Source organism: Streptomyces sp. 4F14, assembly GCF_048159485.1.
Lineage (GTDB): Bacteria > Actinomycetota > Actinomycetes > Streptomycetales > Streptomycetaceae > Streptomyces.
This window is the reverse complement of sequence record NZ_JBLRVY010000054.1, coordinates 1-20,275: the sequence shown is the minus strand read 5'-3', so window position 1 is coordinate 20,275 and position 20,275 is coordinate 1. Positions and strand designations below refer to the sequence as shown.

Genomic DNA, 20,275 nt, shown 5'->3' with positions numbered 1-20,275 from the left:
CGGCCGCTCCCCGCACCCCTCTTCCCCGCCGTGTCCCCGGCGGAGCCTGGGCCCGGCCCGAGGCCGATGAGGCTCGAAGCGCCCCCCTTCCCGATGTCCGCTGCCGGCGCTGCGGTGTCCCCCACGAGGCCGACGAGCCCTGCGCGGCGCGGGATTAGAACGCCCTCGCGATGGACAGTCTCCGACCGGGGCGAACTTACCCGTACGCGGCGCGTCCCGCCCGTAGACTGACGCGCGGTGACTCCCGGCCGGCGAGGGGCGGTTGACGGTGCGTAAGGCGTGGATCTGGGTGACCGCGGTCGCCGGGGCCGGGCTCGCGTTCGTCATGGTGCTCGTCGTCGGGGTGTACCTGGTCGCCGGGAACATGTCGAACGGGGTCGGCGGCGGGGCGAAGGCGCTCGCCAAGGGGTCGGTGCCCGCCGCGTACGCCGCGCTCGTGCAGAAGTGGGGCAATATGTGCCCCGCCATCAATCCCGCGCTGCTCGCCGCGCAGTTGTACCAGGAGAGCGGATTCAATCCCCGCGCGCAGAGCGCCGCCGCCGCGCAGGGAATAGCGCAATTCATCCCCGGCACCTGGGCGACGCACGGGGTCGACGGGAACGGTGACGGGAAGCGGGACGTCTGGGATCCGGCCGACGCGATTCCGTCCGCCGCCGCGTACGACTGCGAGCTCGCGAAATACGTCAAGGACGTACCGGGAAATCCCACGCACAATATGCTCGCCGCCTACAACGCGGGCGCGTACGCGGTCATCAAGTACGGCGGTGTCCCCCCGTACCGCGAGACCCAGAATTACGTGAAGACCATCACCACCCTCGAAGAGAGTTTCGCCGCGCCGGTCGGGCGGGTGTCGCCGTCGGAGCAGGCCGCGGGGGCGATCTATTACGCGCAGAAGAAACTCGGCACGCCCTATCTGTGGGGCGGGAACGGCACCGCCGCGGACGGCGGGCGGTTCGACTGCTCGGGGCTGACGAAGGCGGCGTACGAAAGCGTCGGCATCGAGCTGCCGCGGGTCGCGAACGACCAGTACAACGCGGGGCCGCACCCCAAGCGGGACGAGCTGCTCCCCGGTGACCTGGTGTTCTTCTCCGACGACCTCACGAACTCGCGGGCCATCCGGCACGTCGGGATCTATGTCGGCGGCGGCTACATGATCGATGCGCCCCGTACGGGCGCGGTCATCCGGTTCGACCCGATCGACACCCCCGACTACTTCGGGGCGACGCGGGTGACGGCCGATGGCGCGAAAGCGCTGCCCGCCAATGTCTGAAAACGGGTGACAGTTCCTTAAACGGGCCCTGCTCCGAGTCGGCTCGTCTCCCTTCGATAACGTCTCAGTGATCATTCAGTGGAGACAGGAACGTTGTAAGCGGGGTCGTGCGTTCCTGTTCGAGACAACCACGACGAAGGGGCCGCAGCACCATGGCTGGACTCGCCGATTCCGGATCCAACCCCGATGTCGACCTGCTCTACGACATCAATGGCCTCGCCAAGGACGCGCCGCACTGGGTCGACCGGATCGTCGGATTCGTCGGTGAATACGGGCTCTTGTTCGCGATGGTTCTGCTCATCGTCTGGTGCTGGCTGACCGTACGGCGCCGGGCCGCGTCCGCGGAGGAGGCCGCGTCCTCGGTCGCCGCGCTGGTCTGGGCGCCGCTCGCGGCCGGCGTCGCCGTCCTGATCAACGTGCCCATCCGGGGCTTCGTCGAGCGGCCCCGGCCGTTCAACGACCACCAGGGCCTCGAAGTCCTCGTCTCCGGCAAGACGGACTACTCGTTCGTCAGCGACCACGCGACCATCACGATGGCGATGGGCGTCGCCCTCTTCGTCGCGAACCGGCGCTTCGGGGTGTGGGGCCTGGTCCTCGGGCTCCTCGAAGGCTTCTGCCGCGTCTACATGGGCGTCCACTACCCCACCGACGTCATCGGCGGCTTCGCGCTCGGCACGGCCGTCGCGCTGCTGCTCTCCCCGCTGGCCTCGATCCTCCTGACGCCGGTCCTCAAGGCGATCGAGCGGTCGCCGAGGGTGGGGTGGCTGGTGCGGAGCCGCGCCGCTCGGGTCGCCTTCGTACCGGGGGCGCGGAACGAAATGCGTTCCGGAGACCGGGATCTCGCAGCTTGACACAGAAAAGAGGGGGCGCCCGAATCGATTCGGGCGCCCCCTCTTTTTCTTGCTCAGATCCCCTGCGGGTACGTGAAGAACCTCGCCGGGTCGTACTTCTGCTTCACCTTCGCCAGCTTCGGCGCCGCGTCCCCGTAGTACGCCTTCCGCCAGTCCGTCAGCGTCGGGTCCGTGTAGTTCTGGTACGCCGCCCCCGACGCGTACGGCCGCATCGCCTTGTGCGCCGCGTTCAGCCAGGACTGGGCCGCCGTACCCGGGGTGCCGGACTTCCAGGACGTGAGGTACTGGACCAGGACGCGCGAGCGGCGGTGGACGAACGCCGTGGCCGTGGGGGAGACGCGGTTGACGGCGCCGCCGAGGGCGGTGAGGGCGACGCTGCCGGGGCCGCCCTGGACCGACCGGATCTGCTTCAGGAGGGTCTGGACGCCCGCCTCGGACAACGACCGGTCGTAGAAGTCGGAGCGGGCCGTGTACGTCTCGCGGCCCAGCTTGCCGCCCGGGTCGCGGCCGGGGAGGGAGCCGGGGCGGTGGCAGCTCGCGGCCTTGGTGTACGAGGAGCAGCCGGCGTACCCCTCCATCGCCTCCGCGTACGAACGGCGGCGCAGGGTCACCGACCTGGGGGCGCCGGCCTTCGCGGAGAGGCGGTCGATCGCGTTCTGGAGTTCGCCGTACGTGCCCAGGGAGAACGCGGCGACGGAGATCGTGGGGGTGCCGCCGGGGGAGTTGGACAGGGTCAGCGCGGACCAGATCTCGTCCGGCTGGGCCGGGCCCCACTCCTGCCAGGCGCGCAGCACCGCCGCCGCCTTCGCCCAGGACCAGGTGACGTACCCGGTGACCGCCTGGGGCGCCGCGTGCGTCTTGAACTGGAGCTCCGTGACCACGCCGAAGTTGCCGTTGCCCGCGCCGCGCAGCGCCCAGAAGAGGTCGGCGTTGTCCTTCGCGTTCGCGGTGAGCTGCTTGCCGTCGGCGGTGACGATCGTCGCCTGCGTGAGGCTGTCGCAGGTCAGGCCGTACGCCCGGGAGGACACGCCGTGCCCGCCGCCGAGGACCAGGCCCGAGACGCCGACCGAGGGGCAGGAGCCGGCGGGGATCGTCACGCCCTTCGCGGTGAGCGCGCGGTAGACGTCGATCAGCTTCGAACCGGCGCCGACCACGGCCGTACCGCCGCCGACCCGGACGCGGTTCAGCTTGGAGACGTCGACGATCAGGCGGCCGTCGCCGGAGGACCAGCCCGCGTACGAGTGGCCGCCGTTGCGGATCGCGACCTTCAGCTTCTGGGAGCGGGCGAACGCCAGCGTCGTACGGATGTCCTCGGGGTGCGCGACGTACGCCACCGCCGTGGGCTTCAGGGTGTCGAAGCGGGTGTTGTAGAGCTGGCGGGCCGCCGCCCACTCGGCCTCGCCGGGGCGTACGAGGAGGCCGTCGAGGTCGGTCGCGAGGGCCTTCCAGTCCTTGGGGGCGGACGCCGAGGTGAGGGAGGTGGCGGGGGTGGGGCTGCCGGACAAGGGGGACTTGCAGCCGGCCGTCGCGACGGCGGCGGTCAGTGCCGCCGCGCCGCCGATGAACATGCGCCGTTCCATGATTCTCCGCCCTCCGCCCTCCGCCGTCCGTGTCAGTGAACGAGACGAGTTCCCGGAACGCGGGGTTCCCATGGCCGGGGGTCAGCCCTTCGCGTGTCTCTCCGCGTCCGTCCGGGCCAGGCTTCTCGCGCGGCGGGCCGGGCCGCGCCAGCCGCAGGTGCAGCGGGCGAAGCAGAAGCGGCCCTGTTCGACGGTGGTGGCGAGATGTTCGCCGGAAGGGGTGGAGCTGCCAGTCACGTACTCCACGGTACCCACGGCCGGTAAAGGGCCCGTCATGGGCCGGCGGGCGTGACGGTGGTACTTGCCTGTCGTTGAACCCGGGGAACGAGGGGGCCCGCGATTCTGGGGGTAGACCGGAGATGAAGGACCGTCGGGGCGGTGTCGTGGCCGTCGCGGGGCTGGTGGCCGGAGTGGTGGCCGGGGCCACCGGATGCGTGAGCAGCGGGGCGGCGGCGGACGACGCGCCCGGCGGGGATCCGGTCGGGACCCTGCACCGCGTCGCGGACACGCTGCTCGCGGCGGGCAGCTCGCGGGCGCAGACGTCCATGGAGATGGCCACCGGCGGGACGCGCGTGACGATCCGGGGGGAGGGCGTCTACGACTACCGGCGGCAGCTCGGCCAGCTGAAGGTCGTCCTCCCGCAGGATCCGTCCGGGGCCAGCGAGCACCGTCCGATCACCGAACTCCTCGCGCCCGGCGCGCTGTTCATGAAGAACCGGGGAGCCGGGGTGCCCGCCGACAAATGGGTGCGCGTCGACACCGCGACCCTCTCCGACGGCAACCTCGTCACCGGCGGCGCCACCGATCCCTTCGCCGCCGCCGAGCTGCTGCGGGGGGTGCGTACGGCGTCCTACGTCGGCCGCACCGAGGTCGCCGGGATCGGCGTCCGGCACTACCGGGGCACCGCCGACCTCGCGCTCGCCGCGCGCGGCGCGACCCCCGGCAACCGGCCCTCCCTCGCCGCCGCGGCCGAGGGCTTCGCCACCGCCGAGGTCCCCTTCGACGTGTACCTCGACGACCAGGGGCGGATCCGGAAGGTCCGGCACCGGTTCAGCTTCGTCAACAGTGGGCGGGCGGGGGTGGTGGCTGTGGCGTCCACCGTCCTGCTGTACGACTTCGGGGCGCCGGCCGTGGTGCGGCTGCCGGAGTCGCGGGACATCTACGCCGGGCGTATCGCGGAGTGACCTGTCACTGTCACTGTCACTGGACCAGGTCCGTGTGGTGGTAGGGGTGCTCCGGACAGACGTAGAGCTGGAGTCGGTTGGCGTCGATGACCGTCACGCCGGGTGGGTTGGCGTCGGCGTCGTCCTGGGCCTGGTCCTCGTACGGGATCCAGGTCCTGTTGTCCGGGTGCCATTCGTGCGAGGCGATCGTCAGGAGGGGGGTCATCCTTGTGCCGCAGTGGATGCAGAAGCGGGCGATGGGGTCGGTGAGGCCCCAGCTGGGCCAGCCGCCGACCTTCCAGCCGGGGGCGACGGAGAGTTCGTTCCTGTAGATCTCCTCGGCCTCGTAGGACTCGTCCGCCTCCACGGCCTCCGCGATCCGCTGCTGCTGCTCCGCGCTCAGTTCCAGGAGGTGGGGGTACTCGGTGACCTGCTCCGGCGCGAGCACGCACGGCTTCGGCACGTACCAGGTGTTCGGCTCGGACGGCCGGGGCGGCTCGGTGAGGACCTGGGTGACGTCGGCCGCCGTCCGCCAGAACAGGTACGTCTGCGGTTTGTGGTCCGGGGGGTGCTCCTCCGTCGGGCACCACAGGATCTGGAGCAGGTCGGTCCTTCCGGGCGCCTTCAGCTGCGGTATGTCCCGCACGTACAGCTGGGCCACGGGGATCATCGGCTCCTGCGGGCCCTCGTGCCATTTGTCGCAGTACGGCCACTGGTGACGTGTCGGCCACAGCAGGGGGCCGCCGATCGAACTGTCGTGGACCGTCGGGGTGCCGGGGCGGGGGTGCAGCCGGGTCGCCGTACGGGCCAGGGGGGCCAGGCCGGGGATCAGGGCGGTGATGTCGAGGGGTCTGGGTGGGGTGGTGCGGGCGGTGGTCATGGGGGTGATGGTGCCATCGGGGTCTGACATGGGGTGCGTGCGGCTGTGCGGTGGGCTTCAGGCGGGGGCGGGACGCTGTGACGGTGGACGCGCGTGACGAGACCCGTGGGGTGCCCCTGCCTCCCCGGCCGGTTCTGCCGGAGATGGCTGCGGCGCGGCGTCGCGGGACGGTTGACGTCGTCGAGGCCCGTTGGCAGTGGAAGCGGGCCGTACACGAGATCCGCTCGCCCGGGCGGCCGTATCCGGGCATCGTCCCGCTGCTGGAGGCTGCCGCCGCTCAGCCGCGGCTTCGCCGGCTGTATCCGTTCACCAGCCACTTCGCCCTGCTGTTCAGCAGTTCCACCGGCTGTCCGTGGAGTGTGCGGGGCGGATCGGTCGAGGCTCTGCGCGACGGGCGGTTCGCGGTTCGACGGCGCGATCCTTTTGCCGTGATCGGTGAGGTCGAGAGCGTGGAGGAGGCTGTGGTCATGGTGCTGGGGCTTCTGCCTGCCGGCTCCGAGCCTGTCATCAGCGCGCTGCCGCCGCTGGAGCGGCTGACCACCGAGGCGACCGTGGGTCCGACGGGACGGTTCCTGTACGCGCGCCATGCCGACGGCGCCGGTGTCGAGTACGTCGAGTGGACCGGCGGCCCGGTCGACAGGATCGTCCGCGCCCGAGCAGTCGTAGGTGACAGGTGTGACCGGAGAGGTCTGGGGCAGATTCGGTCATCGGGTGGGCAAGAACTAGCCCTTCCGTGCCATGCGCCGTGCGTGGGCCGCTGCCTACTCTAGGAAGCCGGGGTTCGACTTCCGCAGGGACGAGGTGATGGGCGTGGCTCCGGGGGGCGGTACGGCGGTGCAGGACCACGTGGCCCTCGCCGAGATCGAGCTGTGCGGGGAGCTGATCATCGCGGCGTCCTCGGCGGACGGGGAGCGGCTGAGCCTGGCCTCGATCGACCAGGTGCTGCGGGTCGTACGGATCGGGGAGGAGCGGGACAAGACGCCGGGGGCGGGGCCGTCCCGCTGACGGGCGTCACGTACAGGTCATCCACAGAGCGCGCGAAAAGTCACGTACGCAGCATCCGCCCGATCGCCTTCGTCGCCTCCTCCACCTTCGCGTTGACCTCGTCGCCGCCCTTGAGGGCCGCGTCGGCGACGCAGTGGCGGAGGTGTTCCTCCAGGAGCTGGAGGGCGAAGGACTGGAGGGCCTTCGTGGACGCGGAGACCTGGGTGAGTATGTCGATGCAGTAGACGTCCTCGTCGACCATGCGCTGGAGGCCCCGGATCTGGCCCTCGATCCGGCGCAGTCGCTTGAGGTGTTCGTCCTTCTGTTTGTGGTACCCGTGCGTCGCGTGCTCTTCGTGTACGGCGTTTTCCTCGGAGGGCGCCGGTGTCGTTTCGGCCTCGGTGGTCGTCATCGCGTCCTCCGGTTCGTCTTGTATACCCCTAGTGGGTATATCGTAGCCAAGTTTGCTGGGTATAGGGCCCTTGGTCCCACCCCGTGCTGGTCACTGTGCCTGATGGGCGACACTGGGGGACGGCCCTTAGCCCTGACCGGATGATGCGCTTAGCATCAGCCTGACCGAAACCGATGCATCCCGAGGACCCCACGTGCGCTTTCGTCTGACCCCCAGGGAGACGAGCTTCTACGACATGTTCGCCGCGTCCGCGGACAACATTGTCACGGGCTCGAAACTCCTGATGGAACTGCTCGGGGCGGACACCGCCGGCCGGGCCGAGATCGCAGAGCGTATGCGGGCCGCGGAACACGCCGGTGACGACGCGACGCACGCGATCTTCCACCAGCTGAACTCCTCGTTCATCACGCCGTTCGACCGCGAGGACATCTACAACCTCGCGTCCTCCCTCGACGACATCATGGACTTCATGGAGGAGGCCGTCGACCTCGTCGTCCTGTACAACGTCGAGGAACTGCCCAAGGGCGTCGAGCAGCAGATCGAGGTGCTCGCGAGAGCCGCCGACCTCACCGCCGAGGCGATGCCGAACCTGCGGACGATGGAGAACCTCACGGAGTACTGGATCGAGGTCAACCGGCTGGAGAACCAGGCCGACCAGATCCACCGCAAGCTCCTCGCGCACCTCTTCAACGGGAAGTACGACGCGATCGAGGTGCTGAAGCTGAAGCAGATCGTCGACGTCCTCGAAGAGGCCGCCGACGCGTTCGAGCATGTGGCGAACACGGTGGAGACCATCGCCGTCAAGGAGTCCTGAGCCGTCGTGGACACCTTCGCCCTGGTCGTGACCATCCTGGTCGCGCTCTTCTTCACGTACACCAACGGCTTCCACGACTCCGCCAACGCGATCGCCACGTCCGTGTCCACCCGGGCGCTCACCCCGCGTGCCGCGCTCGCCATGGCCGCCGTGATGAACCTCGCGGGCGCTTTCCTCGGCTCCGGGGTCGCCAAGACCGTCAGCGAAGGGATCATCCAGACGCCCGAGGGGTCGAAGGGGATGGGCATCCTCTTCGCCGCGCTCGTCGGCGCTATCGCCTGGAACCTCATCACCTGGTACTTCGGGCTGCCCTCCTCGTCCTCCCACGCCCTGTTCGGCGGCATGGTCGGCGCCGCGCTCGCCGGCGGGACCACCGTCTACTGGCACGGGGTCCTGGAGAAGATCGTCATCCCGATGTTCCTCTCGCCGGTCATCGGGCTCGTCGTCGGCTACCTCGTCATGACCGCGATCCTGTGGATCTTCCGGCGCGCGAACCCCCACAAGGCCAAGCGCGGCTTCCGGATCGCCCAGACCGTCTCCGCCGCCGGCATGGCCCTCGGCCACGGCCTCCAGGACGCCCAGAAGACCATGGGCATCGTCGTGATGGCCCTGGTCATCGCCGACGTCGAGGACGCCGGCGACCCGATCCCCGTCTGGGTCAAGATCGTGTGCGCGGTCATGCTGTCGCTCGGTACGTACGCGGGCGGCTGGCGCATCATGCGCACCCTCGGCCGCAAGATCATCGAACTCGACCCGCCGCAGGGCTTCGCCGCCGAGACCACCGGCGCGTCGATCATGTTCATGTCCGCGTACCTCTTCAAGGCGCCCATCTCCACGACCCACGTCATCACCTCCGCGATCATGGGCGTCGGCGCGACCAAGCGGATCAACGCCGTGCGCTGGGGCGTCGCCAAGAACATCGTCCTCGGCTGGTTCATCACGATGCCGGCCGCGGGGGCGGTGGCGGCGGGGGTGTACGGGGTGGTGAAGCTGGTGGCGTTGTAGGGGGTGCGGTGGTTTCTGTGGTGCGGGACGTGGCGGTCGGCTGTGCGGACGCGTACGCGCTGGCGCGGTTCTGGAGCGGGGTGACCGGAGGGCCGCTGGGCCCGGAGGACAAGCCCGGTCACCCGGAGACCCTGGTGACGCTGCCGACGGGGCTCGTCCTCTACTTCAACCAGGTCCCCGTGCTGCGTGGTGAGTCAGACCGGGCGCACTCCGGGTGAGGACAAGCCGTTCGTCCTATAACTGACTTGGCCCACCGGCCTCCTTCCGCCGGGGCAACGGCCGTCGCATTCTGGAGTCGTCCAAGCGCACCACCTGAGCTGGAGAAACTCCATGACGGACCCGAAGCGCCGCCCGTACGTCGACCTCCGCGTCGGCGGCTTCCGCGTAACCGCCGACCACTTTCCCGCCCGCCTCCTCACGGTGGTCGTCACTGCGGCTGGTTCGGTGCTGGGCATGTGGGGTGTGTGGGGCCGCTGACCCGGAGTGGGCCCCGTCCACGGTGGTGGGTGTGGACGGGGCCCAGGGGCTTTCGGCTAGGGCGCTTCTGATGGATCTCCGTGGGAGAAGGAGCGGCGTTCGGTGCGTGCTCTCGGTGTGCCGCGTGGAAGTCCTCGTAGCGGCGCTACGGGGGCTTTCGCGCGGTGCGGCGAGAGGGCGTGCCGGGCGTCGCGACGCCGCGGAGATCCATCAGAAGCGCCCTAGTGCTCCGGTGCGGGCGGGATGCAGTGTGCGGGGCCCGCGCCGACGAGGAGTACGCAGTTGGGGCAGGCGTACCGGACCGTGCCCGGTCCCGGGAGTTCCACCGCCGCGCGAGTCCAGCGGCCACAGTGGCAGCAGACGGTCCAGAGGGACGTGGGCGGGGCGTCGGCGGTCAGGGCGTCGCGGTTCATGCGCTGGTCCTGAAGTCGGTGAGGGTGAAGGGGGCGCCGTTGTAGGTGTACGGGTAGTCGACGCCCAGCGTCGCGAAGGCCGCCGCTCGTCGGCGTTCCTGCTGGAGGAGGCGTTCGGCTTGGAGGTGCCGTTCCGTGTCGGCTGCGGCCTGGCGGCGGAAGAACTCCGCGGCTTCTTCCTTCGTGGGCCCGGTCCAGGGGCGGGACCACGGGCTGACGTACGGCTGCGGGAGGATGGGCGTCGCTGGGGTGGGAGGCTTGCGGCGTCGTCCCCTGGCGGGGAGGGCGAGGGAGAGCAGGATGTGGAGACACGCCGAAATGGCGTGCGAGATAGCATGGCGCACGGCGACAGTTCCTTAGACGTTGTTGTCGTCACGGCCCCGTCAGCGGAGTGCTTCCAACACTCCGAGTCCTGATGGGGCCACTTTTTGTTGTGGTGCAGCGCACGCTAGCACCAACATCGGCCCCAGCGCACCGAGTTGCAGCAAACTCCCGATATCCCGTCAGAAACTGTCGGGTATTCGGGCGCGGGGTCTACGCGGACGCGATGCCGCACCCGATCAGTGTGCCGATGTGGCCGGCCTTCGGGGCGTCGTGGACGCGTACGACGGCCTCGCCGAAACCGGCTTCGTGCAGGAGGCTTCGCCACATGGCCGTGGTGTAGCTGTAGCGGTAGGTGTACGTCGCCGGTCCGGCGAAGCCGCCCTTGTACATGCCCTGCGGGCCGTACGCGCCGGGGATGGCGGGGGGTTGGGAGAACACGAACCGGCCGCCGGGGTTGAGGCATTGCTTCACCAACGGGAACAGGCGGCGCGGGTCGCTGAACCAGGCGGCGCCGAAGATCGAGTACACGGCGTCGTAGGTACGGGTGTCCCTGGCGAGGAAGTCGAGGACTTCGGCGCAGACGAACTCGACGCCGAGGGGGCCCCAGCGTTCGGTGGTGTGGGTGACCATCACCGGGGACATGTCCACACCGCGTGCCTTGACCCCTTGTCCGGCGAGGAAGGCGAGCGCGCGGCCCGTACCGCAGCCGATCTCCAGCACGGTTTCCGGTTCGCCGAGCAACTCCGGGCCTGGGCCGTGGTCTTGGTACTGCGTCCAGCGGAAGATGGGGGCCGATTCGTAGACGTCCTTCTTCGTCGACTCGGCGTACGTGTTCCAGACGGCGCGTTCGTCGTCGTAGTTGTGTTCGGCGGCGGGCAACGGGGTTCCTTCGGGCATGAGTTGGACAGTAGTGCGCCGCCCCTGCCAGAGGAGCGGCGCGTGTTGTGGGGTCAATGGCTGTCGGGAACCTTGTCGTCGCAAGGGCCGCAGGCCGCGGCGTCGACTTCCCACAACTCCAGGTCGACTTCAAAGCCGTTGGCGCGGATGATGTCGGCCGTCCGCATGACCGTTCCGTCGCCTCGGCGTTCGACGAGCGGGGCGTGGTGCTTGTACCGGCCGCCGTTGTACAGCTCGCAGAACGCGAAGTAGACGGGGGTGTCGAGGATGATCTGGTGGATGCCGATATCGACCGTGTATCCGGGGCCGATGTCGGTGCCGGGGTTCTCCATGGCGGTGATCAGGTAGGCCACGGCCTGGTCGAGGATGCGTTCCGCGAGGCTGCGTACGGCGACGCTGTCGCGGAGCAGGAGGCGGACCTCTCGTTCGTACAGGTCGATGCCTTGTGCGCCGGGGGCCTCGAAGATGTTGTACAGCCGTTCCTTGACGTACGGGCGTACGGCGTTGAGGAGTTGGCGGGGGTCGCGTGTTTGCACGCTGCCCGGAGTTTCGAGCGTGACGGTCATGCCGGTGGTGTCCCTTCCGTGAGATGTGGGCCGGGGACTCTGGCCCTTCGGCCCCCGTCCGGCCGCGGATCGCCGACCGTCCCACGGCCGGACGGGAGTTGAGGGGTCAGAGGCGGTCGAGCACGGCCAGGCCGAGCAGGAGGATGGAGGTGACGGCTGCGACGCCGATGTACGCGGCCTGCCAGTGGAGCCGGGCAAAGTGCTTCATCCGGGCCACCTTTGCCGGCCGGAGTGGCTGTCGGTGCAGGCCGGGCAGGGGACTTGGCGGGCGTACGCGCATTCCGTGCACCCTCCCCACCCCAGGCAGCCGGAGCACCAGAGCCGCGCCCAGCCGAGGCAGTTGGAGCAGGCGCCGGGAGCGGTGGGTACGAGGCTGATGAGGATGAGCCGGCGTACGGGAGCGACGGTCCGTCCGCGTGTGTGGATGCGCTCTGCGTATCGGCTCGGTGAGTGAGGGTGCGGGGCGGTCACGGCTGGACCTCCCGATGCGGGTGGTTCTCGATCTCGCGGTTGAGCCGGTGGACCTTCGTGTAGTTGCCGACCCGGCGTGCCGTCTCCCGTTCCCTGCCCAGAGCGGCACATACGCGGCAGCCCTCGCGCGGGACGGGTTCAAGTCCGGGCAGCAGGAGAGGTCTTGCTCGCATCGCTCGCGCCTTTCGCTGGTGTTGTCGCTCTACGCAACCAGCTGAGCGCGGTCAGCGGTATCGTGAAGAAGGCGCGGAGACTTGAACGACTTGAACGCTTGAGTTCGCGGGGAGTGGTGGACCGTGGCGAAGGGCCGACCGAACGAGAACCTGGCGAGACTGCTGGACGAAGGCCGTTTCATGCACCGGCAGTTCGCGGCATCCGTGAACAGGATCGGTGCGGAGCAGGGGCTGACGCTTCGTTACGACGAGTCGTCGGTGGCGCACTGGCTCAAGGGGGCCGTGCCGAGGAAGGCCGCGCGGGGTGCTGTCGTCGAAGCCCTGTCGCGTCGGCTCGGGCGGCCGGTCACCTTTGAGGAAGTCGGCTTCGGAGCAACCCCGTTGGCCGTAGGCTCGAAGAGTACGCCGGAACAAGAGCTCACCATCGAGGGTCTGGTCGACACAGGAAGGGCGGACATGGACCCGTCTCGCCGTACGGTCCTGACGACCGCGCTCTACTCGGCCACACTCGCCGTACCCCGCTTCGACGACGCCGGTGAGACGCTCGACCGGCTCGACCATCAGGCGGCTGGCCGGACCGTCCGCATCGGGCCCGGGGACGTCGCCGTCGTCCGCAGCATGACGGACCGTATCGCGGACATCCTCGACGAGTTGGGCGGGGCGCACGCCCGTCCGATGGCCGCCGCCTTCATCGTCAACTCGGTCGCGTCCTACCTGCGTGCCGACGGGACGGAAGCCGTCAGGAACGACATGCGGGCCGCCGCCTCCGACCTGGTCTACCTCACAGGGTGGATGGCGATGTACGAGAAGGCGCACGGGCTCGGGCAGCGGTACTACCGGCAGGCCCTCGGGCTGGCCAAAGCCGGTTCGGATCAGGTCACTTACTGCCGCACCCTCCGCGGGATGGCCTTGCAGGCCGCCAACCTGAAGCACGCGAACAAGGCCCTCGAACTCGCGGATTCCGCAGCCGAGGCCGCGCCTTCGGCCGGGCCCCGACTGCAAGCCTTCCTGCGCGGGCAACAGGCCCACGGCGCGGCCCTGGTGAAGGACAGCCGCCTCGCTTTCACGCGTCTGCGTGAGACGGAAGAGGCCCTGTCCAAGGCCGACAACAGGCGGGACGCGGTCGGCGGGTACGACCGGGCGGCGTACGAATTCCACGTGTCGAGCGTTCTCTACGCCCTGGGGGACGTGCACGGCTCGATCGACGCCATGAAGGCGTCCAACCGGGCCCGTCCCCCGATGGAGAAACAGGGCAACGCCCACGCGAACGGCCTCCTCGCCCAACGTCAACTCGAAGTCGGCCACCTCGAAGCGGCCTGCGCGACCTGGGAAGCGTTCCTCGACGACTACGCCGCGCTGTCCTCGGCGCGGGCGGACGAGCACTTCGCGATCATGCGCCGCCGTATCCGTCCTCACCTCGGCAACCCGAGGGCGCGTGAACTGGACGGACGGGCACGGGAGTTGGCCCGGCAGAAGGCTGTGGCTTAGGTGGTTCCGCTTGGATCATGTGGCAGGCCAGAGGAGTTGGATGTCCGAGAACGACGGCTCGCGGATCTTCCGTGACGCGTGGATCGCAGGCGTACGTAAGCACTTCCCCGGCGAGCCGAAACCGGGCTACGTGACCCCGTGGGAGGACATGCCCGGCTGGGAGCGCGAGGCGGCGGGGGCCGTGTATGAGCAGGTGCGGCAGTTCCTCGTACTGAGTGGCGGGCACGCGTCCCGGCTGTCGCGGGAGCAGAAGGGGCGGTTCGTCGCCGTGTGCTGGACGGCTCAGATGTACCGGCACTTCGAGGACCCGAAGCCGGGGTACGTCGCCGACTGGGGCGAGCTGCCGGAGTGGCAGCGGGAGACGGACGCCGACATCTTCGAGGTCATCGCGGAGGGCTGAACGAAACGCGCGTGGGCCCGCCCCCTGAGAACAGGGAGCGGGCCCTTTACGGCCTCGCGGTGGCACCGCCATGCAGCACCGCGAGGGGTCTGGGTCAGCCGAAGCGGCCGGAGATGTAGTCCTCCGTGGCCTGGACGGACGGGTTGGAGAAGATGCGCTCGGTGTCGTCGATCTCGATCAGCTTGCCGGGCTGGCCGACGGCGGCGAGGTTGAAGAAGGCCGTGCGGTCGGAGACGCGGGCGGCCTGCTGCATGTTGTGGGTGACGATGACGATCGTGAACTGTTCCTTCAGTTCGCCGATCAGGTCCTCGATGGCCAGGGTGGAGATGGGGTCGAGGGCCGAGCAGGGCTCGTCCATCAGGAGGACCTTCGGCTCGACCGCGATGGCGCGGGCGATGCACAGGCGCTGCTGCTGGCCGCCGGAGAGGCCGGAACCCGGCTTGTTGAGGCGGTCCTTGACCTCGTTCCAGAGGTTCGCGCCCTTGAGGGACTTCTCCACGACGTCCGCGAGTTCGCTCTTCTTGAAGTTGCCGTTGAGGCGCAGGCCCGCGGCGACGTTGTCGAAGATGGACATGGTGGGGAAGGGGTTGGGGCGCTGGAAGACCATGCCGACCTCGCGCCGCACCGACACGGGGTCGATGCTCGGGCCGTACAGGTCCTCGTCGTCGAGGAGGACCTTGCCCTCGACGCGGCCGCCGGACGTCACCTCGTGCATCCGGTTGAGGGTGCGCAGGAACGTGGACTTGCCGCAGCCGGAGGGGCCGATGAACGCGGTCACCGTGCGGGGCTCGACGGTCATCGAGATGTCCTCGATGGCCTTGTGGGAGCCGTAGTAGGCGGTCAGGCCGCTTACGTCGATTCGCTTGGACATAGCTTCTTCACTTCCAGACAGTCGCTGACTAGAGGCCGCGTCAGCGACCGGACTTCGGGGCCTTCCAGCGGGCGATGCCGCGCGCCACCAGGTTGAGGATCATCACGAACGCGATCAGCGTCAGGGATGCGGCCCAGGCGCGGTCGTACGCCGCTTCGGAGCCGGCGCTCTGCGAGTACTGCTTGTAGATGTACAGCGGCAGCGACTCCTGCGCACCCTCGAAGGGGTTGTTGTTGATGAACGGGTTGCCGAACACCAGCAGCAGGACGGGGGCGGTCTCGCCGGCGATACGGGCGACCGAGAGCATGATGCCGGTCGTGATGCCTCCGATCGCGGTGGGCAGGACGACCTTGAGGATCGTGCGCCACTTCGGGACGCCGAGGGCGAGGGACGCCTCGCGCAGCTCGTTCGGGACGAGCTTGAGCATCTCCTCCGTGGAGCGGACCACCACCGGCATCATGAGGATCGCGAGGGCGAGCGAGCCGGCGAAGCCGAACGGCTGCATCTCGAAGATCAGCATGAGGCTGAGGATGAACAGGCCCGCGACGATCGACGGGATGCCCGTCATGACGTCGACGAAGAAGGTGACGGTCTTGGCGAGCGCGCCGCGCCCGTACTCCACCAGGTAGATCGCGGTGAGCACCCCGACCGGGGCGCCGATCGCGGTCGCGAGGCCGACCTGTTCGAGGCTCCCGATGATCGCGTGGTAGATGCCGCCGCCGACCTCGGAGTCGGCGACGATCCCCATGGAGTGGGAGAGGAAGTAGAAGTCGAGGACCTTGACGCCGCGCTGGACGGTCGCCCACACCAGGGAGGCGAGCGGGATCAGCGCGAGGAGGAAGGCGACCCAGACGAAGCTGGTCGCGACCCGGTCCTTGGCCTGCCGGGGACCCTCCACGCGAGCGGCGATGCCGTACGTGCCGACGACGAAGAAGACGCCCGCCATCAGGGCCCACTGGATGCTGCTGTCGAGCCCGGCGACGGTGCTGACCAGCAGGCCGAGTGCGACGGAGCCGGCGGCGATCGCCCACGGCGTCCACTTCGGCAGGCTCGCCCCGCGCAGGCTGCTCTTGACGGTCGCGGTGCTCATGCGTTGGCCCCCGAGTACTCCTTGCGGCGGGCGATGATCAGCCGGGCCGCGCCGTTGACCAGCAGCGTGATGACGAACAGCACGAGACCGGAGGCGATCAGGGCGTCGCGGCCGAAGTCGTTCGCCTCGCTGAACTTGCTGGCGATGTTCTGGGCGAAGGTGCCGCCGCCGGGGTTGAGGAGGCTGGCGTGGATGTCGAAGTCGGGGGAGAGGACCGTCGCGACGGCCATCGTCTCGCCGAGCGCGCGGCCGAGGCCGAGCATCGACGCGGAGATCACACCGGAGCGGCCGAACGGCAGGACGGCCATGCGGATGACCTCCCAGCGCGTCGCGCCGAGGGCGAGCGCCGCCTCCTCGTGCATCTGCGGGACCTGCCGGAAGACCTCACGGCTGACGTTGGTGATGATCGGCAGGATCATGATCGCCAGCAGGATCGAGACGCTCAGCAGCGAGCGGGCCGGACCCTCGTCCCACTCGAAGACCCCGGTCCAGCTGAAGTAGTCGTTCAGCCAGCCGAACAGGCCGTTCAGGTGCGGTACGAGGACCAGGGCGCCCCACAGGCCGTACACGATGGACGGCACCGCGGCGAGCAGGTCGATCACGTAGGCGATCGGGCCGCGCAGCCGGCGGGGGGCGTAGTGGGTGAGGAAGAGGGCGATCGAGACGGCGATCGGGACCGCGATGAGCATCGCGATCAGCGAGGAGACGATCGTGCCGAACGCGAGGACGGCGATGCCGAACTTCGGCGGGACGAGCCCGGTGTTCCACTCGAAGGTGGTGAGGAAGTTGCCGTCGTCCTTGTTGATCGCGAGGACCGCGCGGTAGGTCAGGAAGACCGCGATCGCGGCCATGATGACCAGCAGGAAGATGCCGGAGCCGCGCGAGAGGCCGAGGAAGACCTTGTCGCCGATGCGGCCGGTGCTCTTCTTCTCGGCCACGGGGGCGGGTGCCGTGGGAGGTGGTGTGTCGGTTATCTGTGTCGTGTCCATGTGTGGGTTCTCCGGTCTGCGGGAGCCGGTGGGCTCCGGGCGGCGGTGCACCGGATGGCACGGCCCGGGGAGCGTCGTGCTCCCCGGGCCGCGCCGTCAGATCAGCTGAGGCCCTCGATGGTGGAGCGGACCTTCGTGATGATCGCGTCGGGGATCGGCGCGTAGTCGATGCCCGACAGGACGCCCTGGCCGTCGGTGGAGGCGATGTAGCGCAGGAACGCCTTCGTGGCGGGCAGGCTGTCGGCCTTGTTGCCCTTGTCGCAGACGATCTCGTACGTCACCAGGGTGATCGGGTACGCGCCCTCGGCCTTGGTGGTGTAGTCGAGCTTCAGCGCCAGGTCGGAGCCGGTGCCGACGACCTGCGCGGCGGCGACGGCCTTGGTCGCGCCGTCCGAGGTCGCCTTGACCGGGGCGGCCGCGCCGGTGTTGATGGCGACCGAGTTCAGGCCGTCCTTGGCGTACGACAGCTCCATGTAGCCGATGGCGCCGTTGGTCTGCTTGACGCCCTGGGCGACACCGGAGGAACCCTGGGCGGACTGGCCGCCCTTCGCCTGCCACGCCTTGCCGCCGGAGAACGTCCAGTCGGAGGGGGCGGCGGCCTTGAGGTACTTGGTGAAGTTGTCCGTCGTACCCGACTCGTCCGAGCGGTGGTACGCCTGGATCTTCAGGTCGGGGAGCTTCGCGCTCGGGTTGAGCTTCGCGATCGCCGGGTCGTTCCAGTTGGAGATGTCGCCCTTGAAGATCTTCGCGATCGTGGGGGCGTCGAGGACCAGGTCGGAGACGCCGGAGAGGTTGTACGCGACGGAGATCGGGCCGGCCACCATCGGGAGGTCGATGCCCTGGCCGCCGGAGCAGATCTTCTTGGAGGCGGTGACCTCGTCGGGCTTCAGCGCGGAGTCCGAACCGGCGAAGGAGACGGTGCCCTGGTTGAACGCGGTGATGCCCGCGCCGGAGCCGGAGCCCTTGTAGTTCACCTGGACGCCGTTGCAGGACTGGGTGAAGTTCTTCACCCAGGCGTCGATCGCGTTCTTCTGCGCGGAGGAGCCGTCGGCGAGGAGCTGGCCCTTCGCGTCGTCGCACTTGATCGAGCCCGCGTTGCCCGACGTCGCGGCCGAGGAGCTGGTGTCGCTGCTCTTGGAGCCGGTGTCGTCGGAGCCGCACGCCGTGAGGGCCAGGGCGCCGGAGACGGCGAGTGCGCCGAGAGCGATTGCCCGCCGGTTCTTGCGCTGAAGCTTCACTTGAGGGAGATCCTTCCGGGAGCCGCCGTCCTGAATCCGGCGGCGTGCGAGGCGAAGACTTGGTGGCCCGGGAACGTCCGTCGTGCCGCGTTCCGTGCCGTGCAAGGCCGAAATTAAGCAGATCAGGTGAAGGCGCCGATGGGCTCATATGAACGGCGGGTGAACCCCTGAAGGCGGTGTGGTTAGGTCACGGAACGCTCACGTCGAGGACACGAATGCTCATGCCGGTGACACCGCGGGAGTGCTCATGCCGGTGACACCGTGGAGCGTCTGATCGCCGTCAGCAGCGCGTCCACGAGGTCCTTGTCCCTCGGGTGGGTGAGGCGGTTCCTGGCCGCGGTCGGGGGGAGCCACAGGACGCGGTCCACCTCGTCGTTCGGGACGAAGGCGCCTTCGCGGGCCTCCGCCGCCCAGTACCGGACCTCTTTCGGACGGCCGTTCACCTCGTACGCGAGGGTGAGGAGGCGGGCGCCCGGGGTCGCCGTGTAGCCCGTCTCCTCCTCGACCTCGCGCAGCGCGCCGGCCAAGGCGGCCTCGTCGCGCTTGAGCTTGCCCTTCGGGTGCGACCAGTCGTCGTACTTGGGGCGGTGGACGAGGCACACCTCCAGGGCGCCGTCGATGGGGGACATGCGCCACAGGACGCAGCCCGCTGCCTGGATGGTGGCCTCGGTCATGTCGGTGCCTTCTTACGACGACGGCGACGGGGTGAGCGTGCGCGCCTGCCAGCTCTGGTGGAACGCGTACCGCGAGGCCTCGACCTCATGCCGCTGGTCCGCGTGCAGGACGCCCAGCGCGTACGCCGTCGCCGGGGCGATCCTCGGGGTGCGGGCCGCGTGTGCCGCCGCCGCGGCGGCCTCCGCCGCGTCCCGGTGGCGGTCCAGGGCCTCGCCGGAGTCCTCCAGGCGGGCGTCCTGCGGGGACTCGCCGCCGTGCAGCACCTCCAGGGCGTACCGGTGCAGGCGCAGCAGCAGGCGGACCTGGTGCCAGGGCGTGTCCTGCGGGTGCGGGGCCGTCTCCGGGGACAGGCCGTGGATCAGGGCCTCCGCGTTGTACGGGTGGCCCGCCGTGAGCAGCGGGAGGCCCGTGATCGCCGCTGTCAGGCGCTCCTCCGCCGCGCCTGCCAGGGGGGCCAGGGGGGTGGCCTGGGCCGTCGCGGTGAGGGGGACCTCGCTGGCCAGTAAGGCGACCTTGTCGGCGACCGCGTGGAAACGGCTCGACCCCAGGGCCTGGAGGGCGGTGCTGTGCGCGCGGGTGCGGGCCAGGGTGAGCTGGCGGTCGAGGAGGGCGCCGGCCTTGGCCGCGCCGACCGTGAGGGTGCCGCGCTCTGGGGTCGTCGCCGGGGGCGTCGCCGGGTCCGGGTGGGCGGGGGCCGGCGTGTCCGCCTGCGCCGTACGGCTGCTTGCCGCCGCGTGGGCCGTCCGGCGGGCGCGGGGGGCGGCCTGGTCCGGGAGGGGCGGGGCGCCCGAGAGGCGGTGCAGGGCGAGGAGGAGGCGCTCCAGGCGGGCTTCGCAGGCGTGCTCCAGGGCGAGGGTGCCGGAGAGCCAGGCCAGCTCGGGGCGGATCTGCTCGGCCCAGTCCGGGTCCAGGAGCGGGCGGAACGTGTGCAGGCTGCCGCTGATCCGGCGCGCGGAGCGGCGCAGGGCGCGGGCCGCGTCCAGGGCGTCGTCCGCGGGGGCCGCGCCCGCGCCGGTCTCCCGGTGCAGGCGCAGGGCGCGGAGGAATTCGGTGGCCTGGGCGCGGAGGTAGACGGCGAGGAGGTCGCCGGTCGGGGGCGTGGGGGGTGCGGGGGGCGTGGCGGTGCGTATGTCGCCGGGGGCGGTGGTGGCCCGTACGCCGCCTGGCGTGGCTGTGCGTGTGTCGCCGGGGGCGGTGGTTCCTCGGACGTCGCCCGGGGTGGCTGTGCGTGTGTCGCCGGGGGC

26 protein-coding genes are annotated in these 20,275 nt (G+C 69.8%); 11 read left to right on the top strand and 15 right to left on the bottom strand.

Translation table 11 applies throughout. The annotated features are described in order from the left end of the window. Nucleotides 1-262: 262 nt before the first annotated feature. Together ACLZOT_RS48840 and ACLZOT_RS48835 are read left to right on the top strand one after the other, a co-directional pair. A complete protein-coding gene (locus ACLZOT_RS48840) occupies nucleotides 263-1,270 on the top strand; it encodes an NlpC/P60 family protein (protein WP_416975783.1) in 1,008 nt (335 codons plus the stop codon). Between the two features lie 152 nt (nucleotides 1,271-1,422). Beyond that, a complete protein-coding gene (locus ACLZOT_RS48835) occupies nucleotides 1,423-2,121 on the top strand; it encodes a phosphatase PAP2 family protein (protein ID WP_416975782.1) in 699 nt (232 codons plus the stop codon). Between the two features lie 53 nt (nucleotides 2,122-2,174). Here ACLZOT_RS48835 and ACLZOT_RS48830 read toward each other — a convergent pair whose 3' ends face one another. Together ACLZOT_RS48830 and ACLZOT_RS48825 are read right to left on the bottom strand one after the other, a co-directional pair. Beyond that, the gene (locus ACLZOT_RS48830; protein ID WP_416975781.1) at nucleotides 2,175-3,701 is read right to left on the bottom strand and encodes an FAD-binding oxidoreductase; all 1,527 of its coding nucleotides are present in this window, start codon (nucleotides 3,699-3,701) and stop codon (nucleotides 2,175-2,177) included. Between the two features lie 81 nt (nucleotides 3,702-3,782). Then, nucleotides 3,783-3,977 (bottom strand): hypothetical protein, encoded by a 195-nt coding sequence (locus ACLZOT_RS48825; RefSeq protein WP_416975780.1) that lies wholly within the window; start codon nucleotides 3,975-3,977, stop codon nucleotides 3,783-3,785. 83 nt (nucleotides 3,978-4,060) lie between these two features. Between ACLZOT_RS48825 and ACLZOT_RS48820 the strand changes: the two genes are divergently transcribed. Further along, nucleotides 4,061-4,885, top strand: a complete 825-nt coding sequence (locus ACLZOT_RS48820) for a hypothetical protein (RefSeq protein ID WP_416975779.1) — start codon at nucleotides 4,061-4,063, stop codon at nucleotides 4,883-4,885. 16 nt (nucleotides 4,886-4,901) lie between these two features. Here ACLZOT_RS48820 and ACLZOT_RS48815 read toward each other — a convergent pair whose 3' ends face one another. Further along, the gene (locus tag ACLZOT_RS48815; RefSeq protein WP_416975778.1) at nucleotides 4,902-5,744 is read right to left on the bottom strand and encodes a hypothetical protein; all 843 of its coding nucleotides are present in this window, start codon (nucleotides 5,742-5,744) and stop codon (nucleotides 4,902-4,904) included. 83 nt (nucleotides 5,745-5,827) lie between these two features. Between ACLZOT_RS48815 and ACLZOT_RS48810 the strand changes: the two genes are divergently transcribed. Both ACLZOT_RS48810 and ACLZOT_RS48805 read left to right on the top strand, forming a co-directional pair. Next, nucleotides 5,828-6,514 carry a DUF6193 family natural product biosynthesis protein gene (locus ACLZOT_RS48810; protein ID WP_416975777.1) on the top strand — a complete coding sequence of 229 codons (687 nt, stop codon included), beginning with the start codon at nucleotides 5,828-5,830 and terminating at the stop codon, nucleotides 6,512-6,514. A gap of 34 nt (nucleotides 6,515-6,548) precedes the next feature. Next, nucleotides 6,549-6,749 (top strand): hypothetical protein, encoded by a 201-nt coding sequence (locus tag ACLZOT_RS48805; protein WP_416975776.1) that lies wholly within the window; start codon nucleotides 6,549-6,551, stop codon nucleotides 6,747-6,749. 40 nt (nucleotides 6,750-6,789) lie between these two features. On the opposite strand, the gene ACLZOT_RS48800 is transcribed toward ACLZOT_RS48805, so the two are convergent. Next, the gene (locus ACLZOT_RS48800) at nucleotides 6,790-7,140 is read right to left on the bottom strand and encodes a metal-sensitive transcriptional regulator (protein ID WP_416975775.1); all 351 of its coding nucleotides are present in this window, start codon (nucleotides 7,138-7,140) and stop codon (nucleotides 6,790-6,792) included. Between the two features lie 193 nt (nucleotides 7,141-7,333). Between ACLZOT_RS48800 and ACLZOT_RS48795 the strand changes: the two genes are divergently transcribed. From ACLZOT_RS48795 to ACLZOT_RS48780, 4 genes are all read left to right on the top strand, one after another. Beyond that, on the top strand, nucleotides 7,334-7,954 hold the full coding sequence (locus ACLZOT_RS48795) for a DUF47 domain-containing protein (protein ID WP_416975774.1): 621 nt from the start codon (nucleotides 7,334-7,336) through the stop codon (nucleotides 7,952-7,954). Nucleotides 7,955-7,960: 6 nt separating this feature from the next. Then, a complete protein-coding gene (locus tag ACLZOT_RS48790) occupies nucleotides 7,961-8,959 on the top strand; it encodes an anion permease (protein WP_416975773.1) in 999 nt (332 codons plus the stop codon). Nucleotides 8,960-8,967: 8 nt separating this feature from the next. After that, the gene (locus ACLZOT_RS48785) at nucleotides 8,968-9,177 is read left to right on the top strand and encodes a VOC family protein (protein WP_416975772.1); all 210 of its coding nucleotides are present in this window, start codon (nucleotides 8,968-8,970) and stop codon (nucleotides 9,175-9,177) included. Nucleotides 9,178-9,289: 112 nt separating this feature from the next. After that, nucleotides 9,290-9,436: a hypothetical protein gene (locus ACLZOT_RS48780; RefSeq protein WP_416975771.1), complete on the top strand. Its 147-nt coding sequence runs from the start codon at nucleotides 9,290-9,292 to the stop codon at nucleotides 9,434-9,436. Nucleotides 9,437-9,657: 221 nt separating this feature from the next. On the opposite strand, the gene ACLZOT_RS48775 is transcribed toward ACLZOT_RS48780, so the two are convergent. From ACLZOT_RS48775 to ACLZOT_RS48755, 5 genes are all read right to left on the bottom strand, one after another. Next, on the bottom strand, nucleotides 9,658-9,849 hold the full coding sequence (locus ACLZOT_RS48775) for a hypothetical protein (RefSeq protein WP_416975770.1): 192 nt from the start codon (nucleotides 9,847-9,849) through the stop codon (nucleotides 9,658-9,660). Then, nucleotides 9,846-10,193: a hypothetical protein gene (locus ACLZOT_RS48770; protein WP_416975769.1), complete on the bottom strand. Its 348-nt coding sequence runs from the start codon at nucleotides 10,191-10,193 to the stop codon at nucleotides 9,846-9,848. The genes ACLZOT_RS48775 and ACLZOT_RS48770 overlap by 4 nt, the downstream gene beginning before the upstream one ends. 190 nt (nucleotides 10,194-10,383) lie before the next feature. Next, the gene (locus ACLZOT_RS48765; protein ID WP_416975768.1) at nucleotides 10,384-11,070 is read right to left on the bottom strand and encodes a class I SAM-dependent methyltransferase; all 687 of its coding nucleotides are present in this window, start codon (nucleotides 11,068-11,070) and stop codon (nucleotides 10,384-10,386) included. Nucleotides 11,071-11,123: 53 nt separating this feature from the next. Next, complete coding sequence (locus ACLZOT_RS48760) at nucleotides 11,124-11,636, bottom strand: hypothetical protein (RefSeq protein ID WP_416975767.1); 513 nt, start codon at nucleotides 11,634-11,636, stop codon at nucleotides 11,124-11,126. 467 nt (nucleotides 11,637-12,103) lie between these two features. Then, nucleotides 12,104-12,280, bottom strand: a complete 177-nt coding sequence (locus ACLZOT_RS48755) for a hypothetical protein (RefSeq protein WP_416975766.1) — start codon at nucleotides 12,278-12,280, stop codon at nucleotides 12,104-12,106. A 123-nt stretch (nucleotides 12,281-12,403) separates the two neighbouring features. Here ACLZOT_RS48755 and ACLZOT_RS48750 point away from each other — a divergent pair, with 123 nt between their 5' ends. After that, nucleotides 12,404-13,768: a hypothetical protein gene (locus ACLZOT_RS48750; RefSeq protein ID WP_416975765.1), complete on the top strand. Its 1,365-nt coding sequence runs from the start codon at nucleotides 12,404-12,406 to the stop codon at nucleotides 13,766-13,768. A 40-nt stretch (nucleotides 13,769-13,808) separates the two neighbouring features. Continuing rightward, nucleotides 13,809-14,168, top strand: a complete 360-nt coding sequence (locus tag ACLZOT_RS48745; RefSeq protein ID WP_416975764.1) for a hypothetical protein — start codon at nucleotides 13,809-13,811, stop codon at nucleotides 14,166-14,168. 94 nt (nucleotides 14,169-14,262) lie between these two features. Here ACLZOT_RS48745 and pstB read toward each other — a convergent pair whose 3' ends face one another. The 6 genes from pstB to ACLZOT_RS48715 form a co-directional block, all read right to left on the bottom strand. Then, nucleotides 14,263-15,039: a phosphate ABC transporter ATP-binding protein PstB gene (gene pstB, locus ACLZOT_RS48740; RefSeq protein ID WP_416975763.1), complete on the bottom strand. Its 777-nt coding sequence runs from the start codon at nucleotides 15,037-15,039 to the stop codon at nucleotides 14,263-14,265. A 40-nt stretch (nucleotides 15,040-15,079) separates the two neighbouring features. Then, on the bottom strand, nucleotides 15,080-16,129 hold the full coding sequence (gene pstA, locus ACLZOT_RS48735) for a phosphate ABC transporter permease PstA (protein ID WP_416975762.1): 1,050 nt from the start codon (nucleotides 16,127-16,129) through the stop codon (nucleotides 15,080-15,082). Next, nucleotides 16,126-17,118: a phosphate ABC transporter permease subunit PstC gene (pstC, locus tag ACLZOT_RS48730; protein ID WP_416975761.1), complete on the bottom strand. Its 993-nt coding sequence runs from the start codon at nucleotides 17,116-17,118 to the stop codon at nucleotides 16,126-16,128. Before pstC ends, pstA begins: the two co-directional genes overlap by 4 nt. A gap of 101 nt (nucleotides 17,119-17,219) precedes the next feature. Further along, on the bottom strand, nucleotides 17,220-18,356 hold the full coding sequence (pstS, locus tag ACLZOT_RS48725; RefSeq protein ID WP_416975760.1) for a phosphate ABC transporter substrate-binding protein PstS: 1,137 nt from the start codon (nucleotides 18,354-18,356) through the stop codon (nucleotides 17,220-17,222). A 245-nt stretch (nucleotides 18,357-18,601) separates the two neighbouring features. Beyond that, nucleotides 18,602-19,030, bottom strand: coding sequence for an NUDIX hydrolase (locus ACLZOT_RS48720; RefSeq protein WP_416975759.1), 429 nt, complete (start codon nucleotides 19,028-19,030; stop codon nucleotides 18,602-18,604). Nucleotides 19,031-19,042: 12 nt separating this feature from the next. Continuing rightward, a complete protein-coding gene (locus ACLZOT_RS48715) occupies nucleotides 19,043-20,161 on the bottom strand; it encodes a CHAD domain-containing protein (protein WP_416975798.1) in 1,119 nt (372 codons plus the stop codon). Between the last annotated feature and the right edge of the window lie 114 nt (nucleotides 20,162-20,275).

Excerpts from the sequence above, each read along its gene's own strand:
- ACLZOT_RS48835 (WP_416975782.1), top strand. The coding sequence starts at position 1,423 with ATGGCTGGACTCGCCGATTCCGGATCCAACCCCGATGTCGACCTGCTC.
- ACLZOT_RS48830 (WP_416975781.1), bottom strand. The coding sequence starts at position 3,701 with ATGGAACGGCGCATGTTCATCGGCGGCGCGGCGGCACTGACCGCCGCC.
- ACLZOT_RS48825 (WP_416975780.1), bottom strand. The coding sequence starts at position 3,977 with ATGACGGGCCCTTTACCGGCCGTGGGTACCGTGGAGTACGTGACTGGC.
- ACLZOT_RS48820 (WP_416975779.1), top strand. The coding sequence starts at position 4,061 with ATGAAGGACCGTCGGGGCGGTGTCGTGGCCGTCGCGGGGCTGGTGGCC.
- ACLZOT_RS48815 (WP_416975778.1), bottom strand. The coding sequence starts at position 5,744 with ATGACCACCGCCCGCACCACCCCACCCAGACCCCTCGACATCACCGCC.
- ACLZOT_RS48805 (WP_416975776.1), top strand. The coding sequence starts at position 6,549 with ATGGGCGTGGCTCCGGGGGGCGGTACGGCGGTGCAGGACCACGTGGCC.
- ACLZOT_RS48800 (WP_416975775.1), bottom strand. The coding sequence starts at position 7,140 with ATGACGACCACCGAGGCCGAAACGACACCGGCGCCCTCCGAGGAAAAC.
- ACLZOT_RS48780 (WP_416975771.1), top strand. The coding sequence starts at position 9,290 with ATGACGGACCCGAAGCGCCGCCCGTACGTCGACCTCCGCGTCGGCGGC.
- ACLZOT_RS48775 (WP_416975770.1), bottom strand. The coding sequence starts at position 9,849 with ATGAACCGCGACGCCCTGACCGCCGACGCCCCGCCCACGTCCCTCTGG.
- ACLZOT_RS48765 (WP_416975768.1), bottom strand. The coding sequence starts at position 11,070 with ATGCCCGAAGGAACCCCGTTGCCCGCCGCCGAACACAACTACGACGAC.
- ACLZOT_RS48760 (WP_416975767.1), bottom strand. The coding sequence starts at position 11,636 with ATGACCGTCACGCTCGAAACTCCGGGCAGCGTGCAAACACGCGACCCC.
- ACLZOT_RS48755 (WP_416975766.1), bottom strand. The coding sequence starts at position 12,280 with ATGCGAGCAAGACCTCTCCTGCTGCCCGGACTTGAACCCGTCCCGCGC.
- ACLZOT_RS48745 (WP_416975764.1), top strand. The coding sequence starts at position 13,809 with ATGTCCGAGAACGACGGCTCGCGGATCTTCCGTGACGCGTGGATCGCA.
- pstB (WP_416975763.1), bottom strand. The coding sequence starts at position 15,039 with ATGTCCAAGCGAATCGACGTAAGCGGCCTGACCGCCTACTACGGCTCC.
- pstA (WP_416975762.1), bottom strand. The coding sequence starts at position 16,129 with ATGAGCACCGCGACCGTCAAGAGCAGCCTGCGCGGGGCGAGCCTGCCG.
- pstC (WP_416975761.1), bottom strand. The coding sequence starts at position 17,118 with ATGGACACGACACAGATAACCGACACACCACCTCCCACGGCACCCGCC.
- ACLZOT_RS48720 (WP_416975759.1), bottom strand. The coding sequence starts at position 19,030 with ATGACCGAGGCCACCATCCAGGCAGCGGGCTGCGTCCTGTGGCGCATG.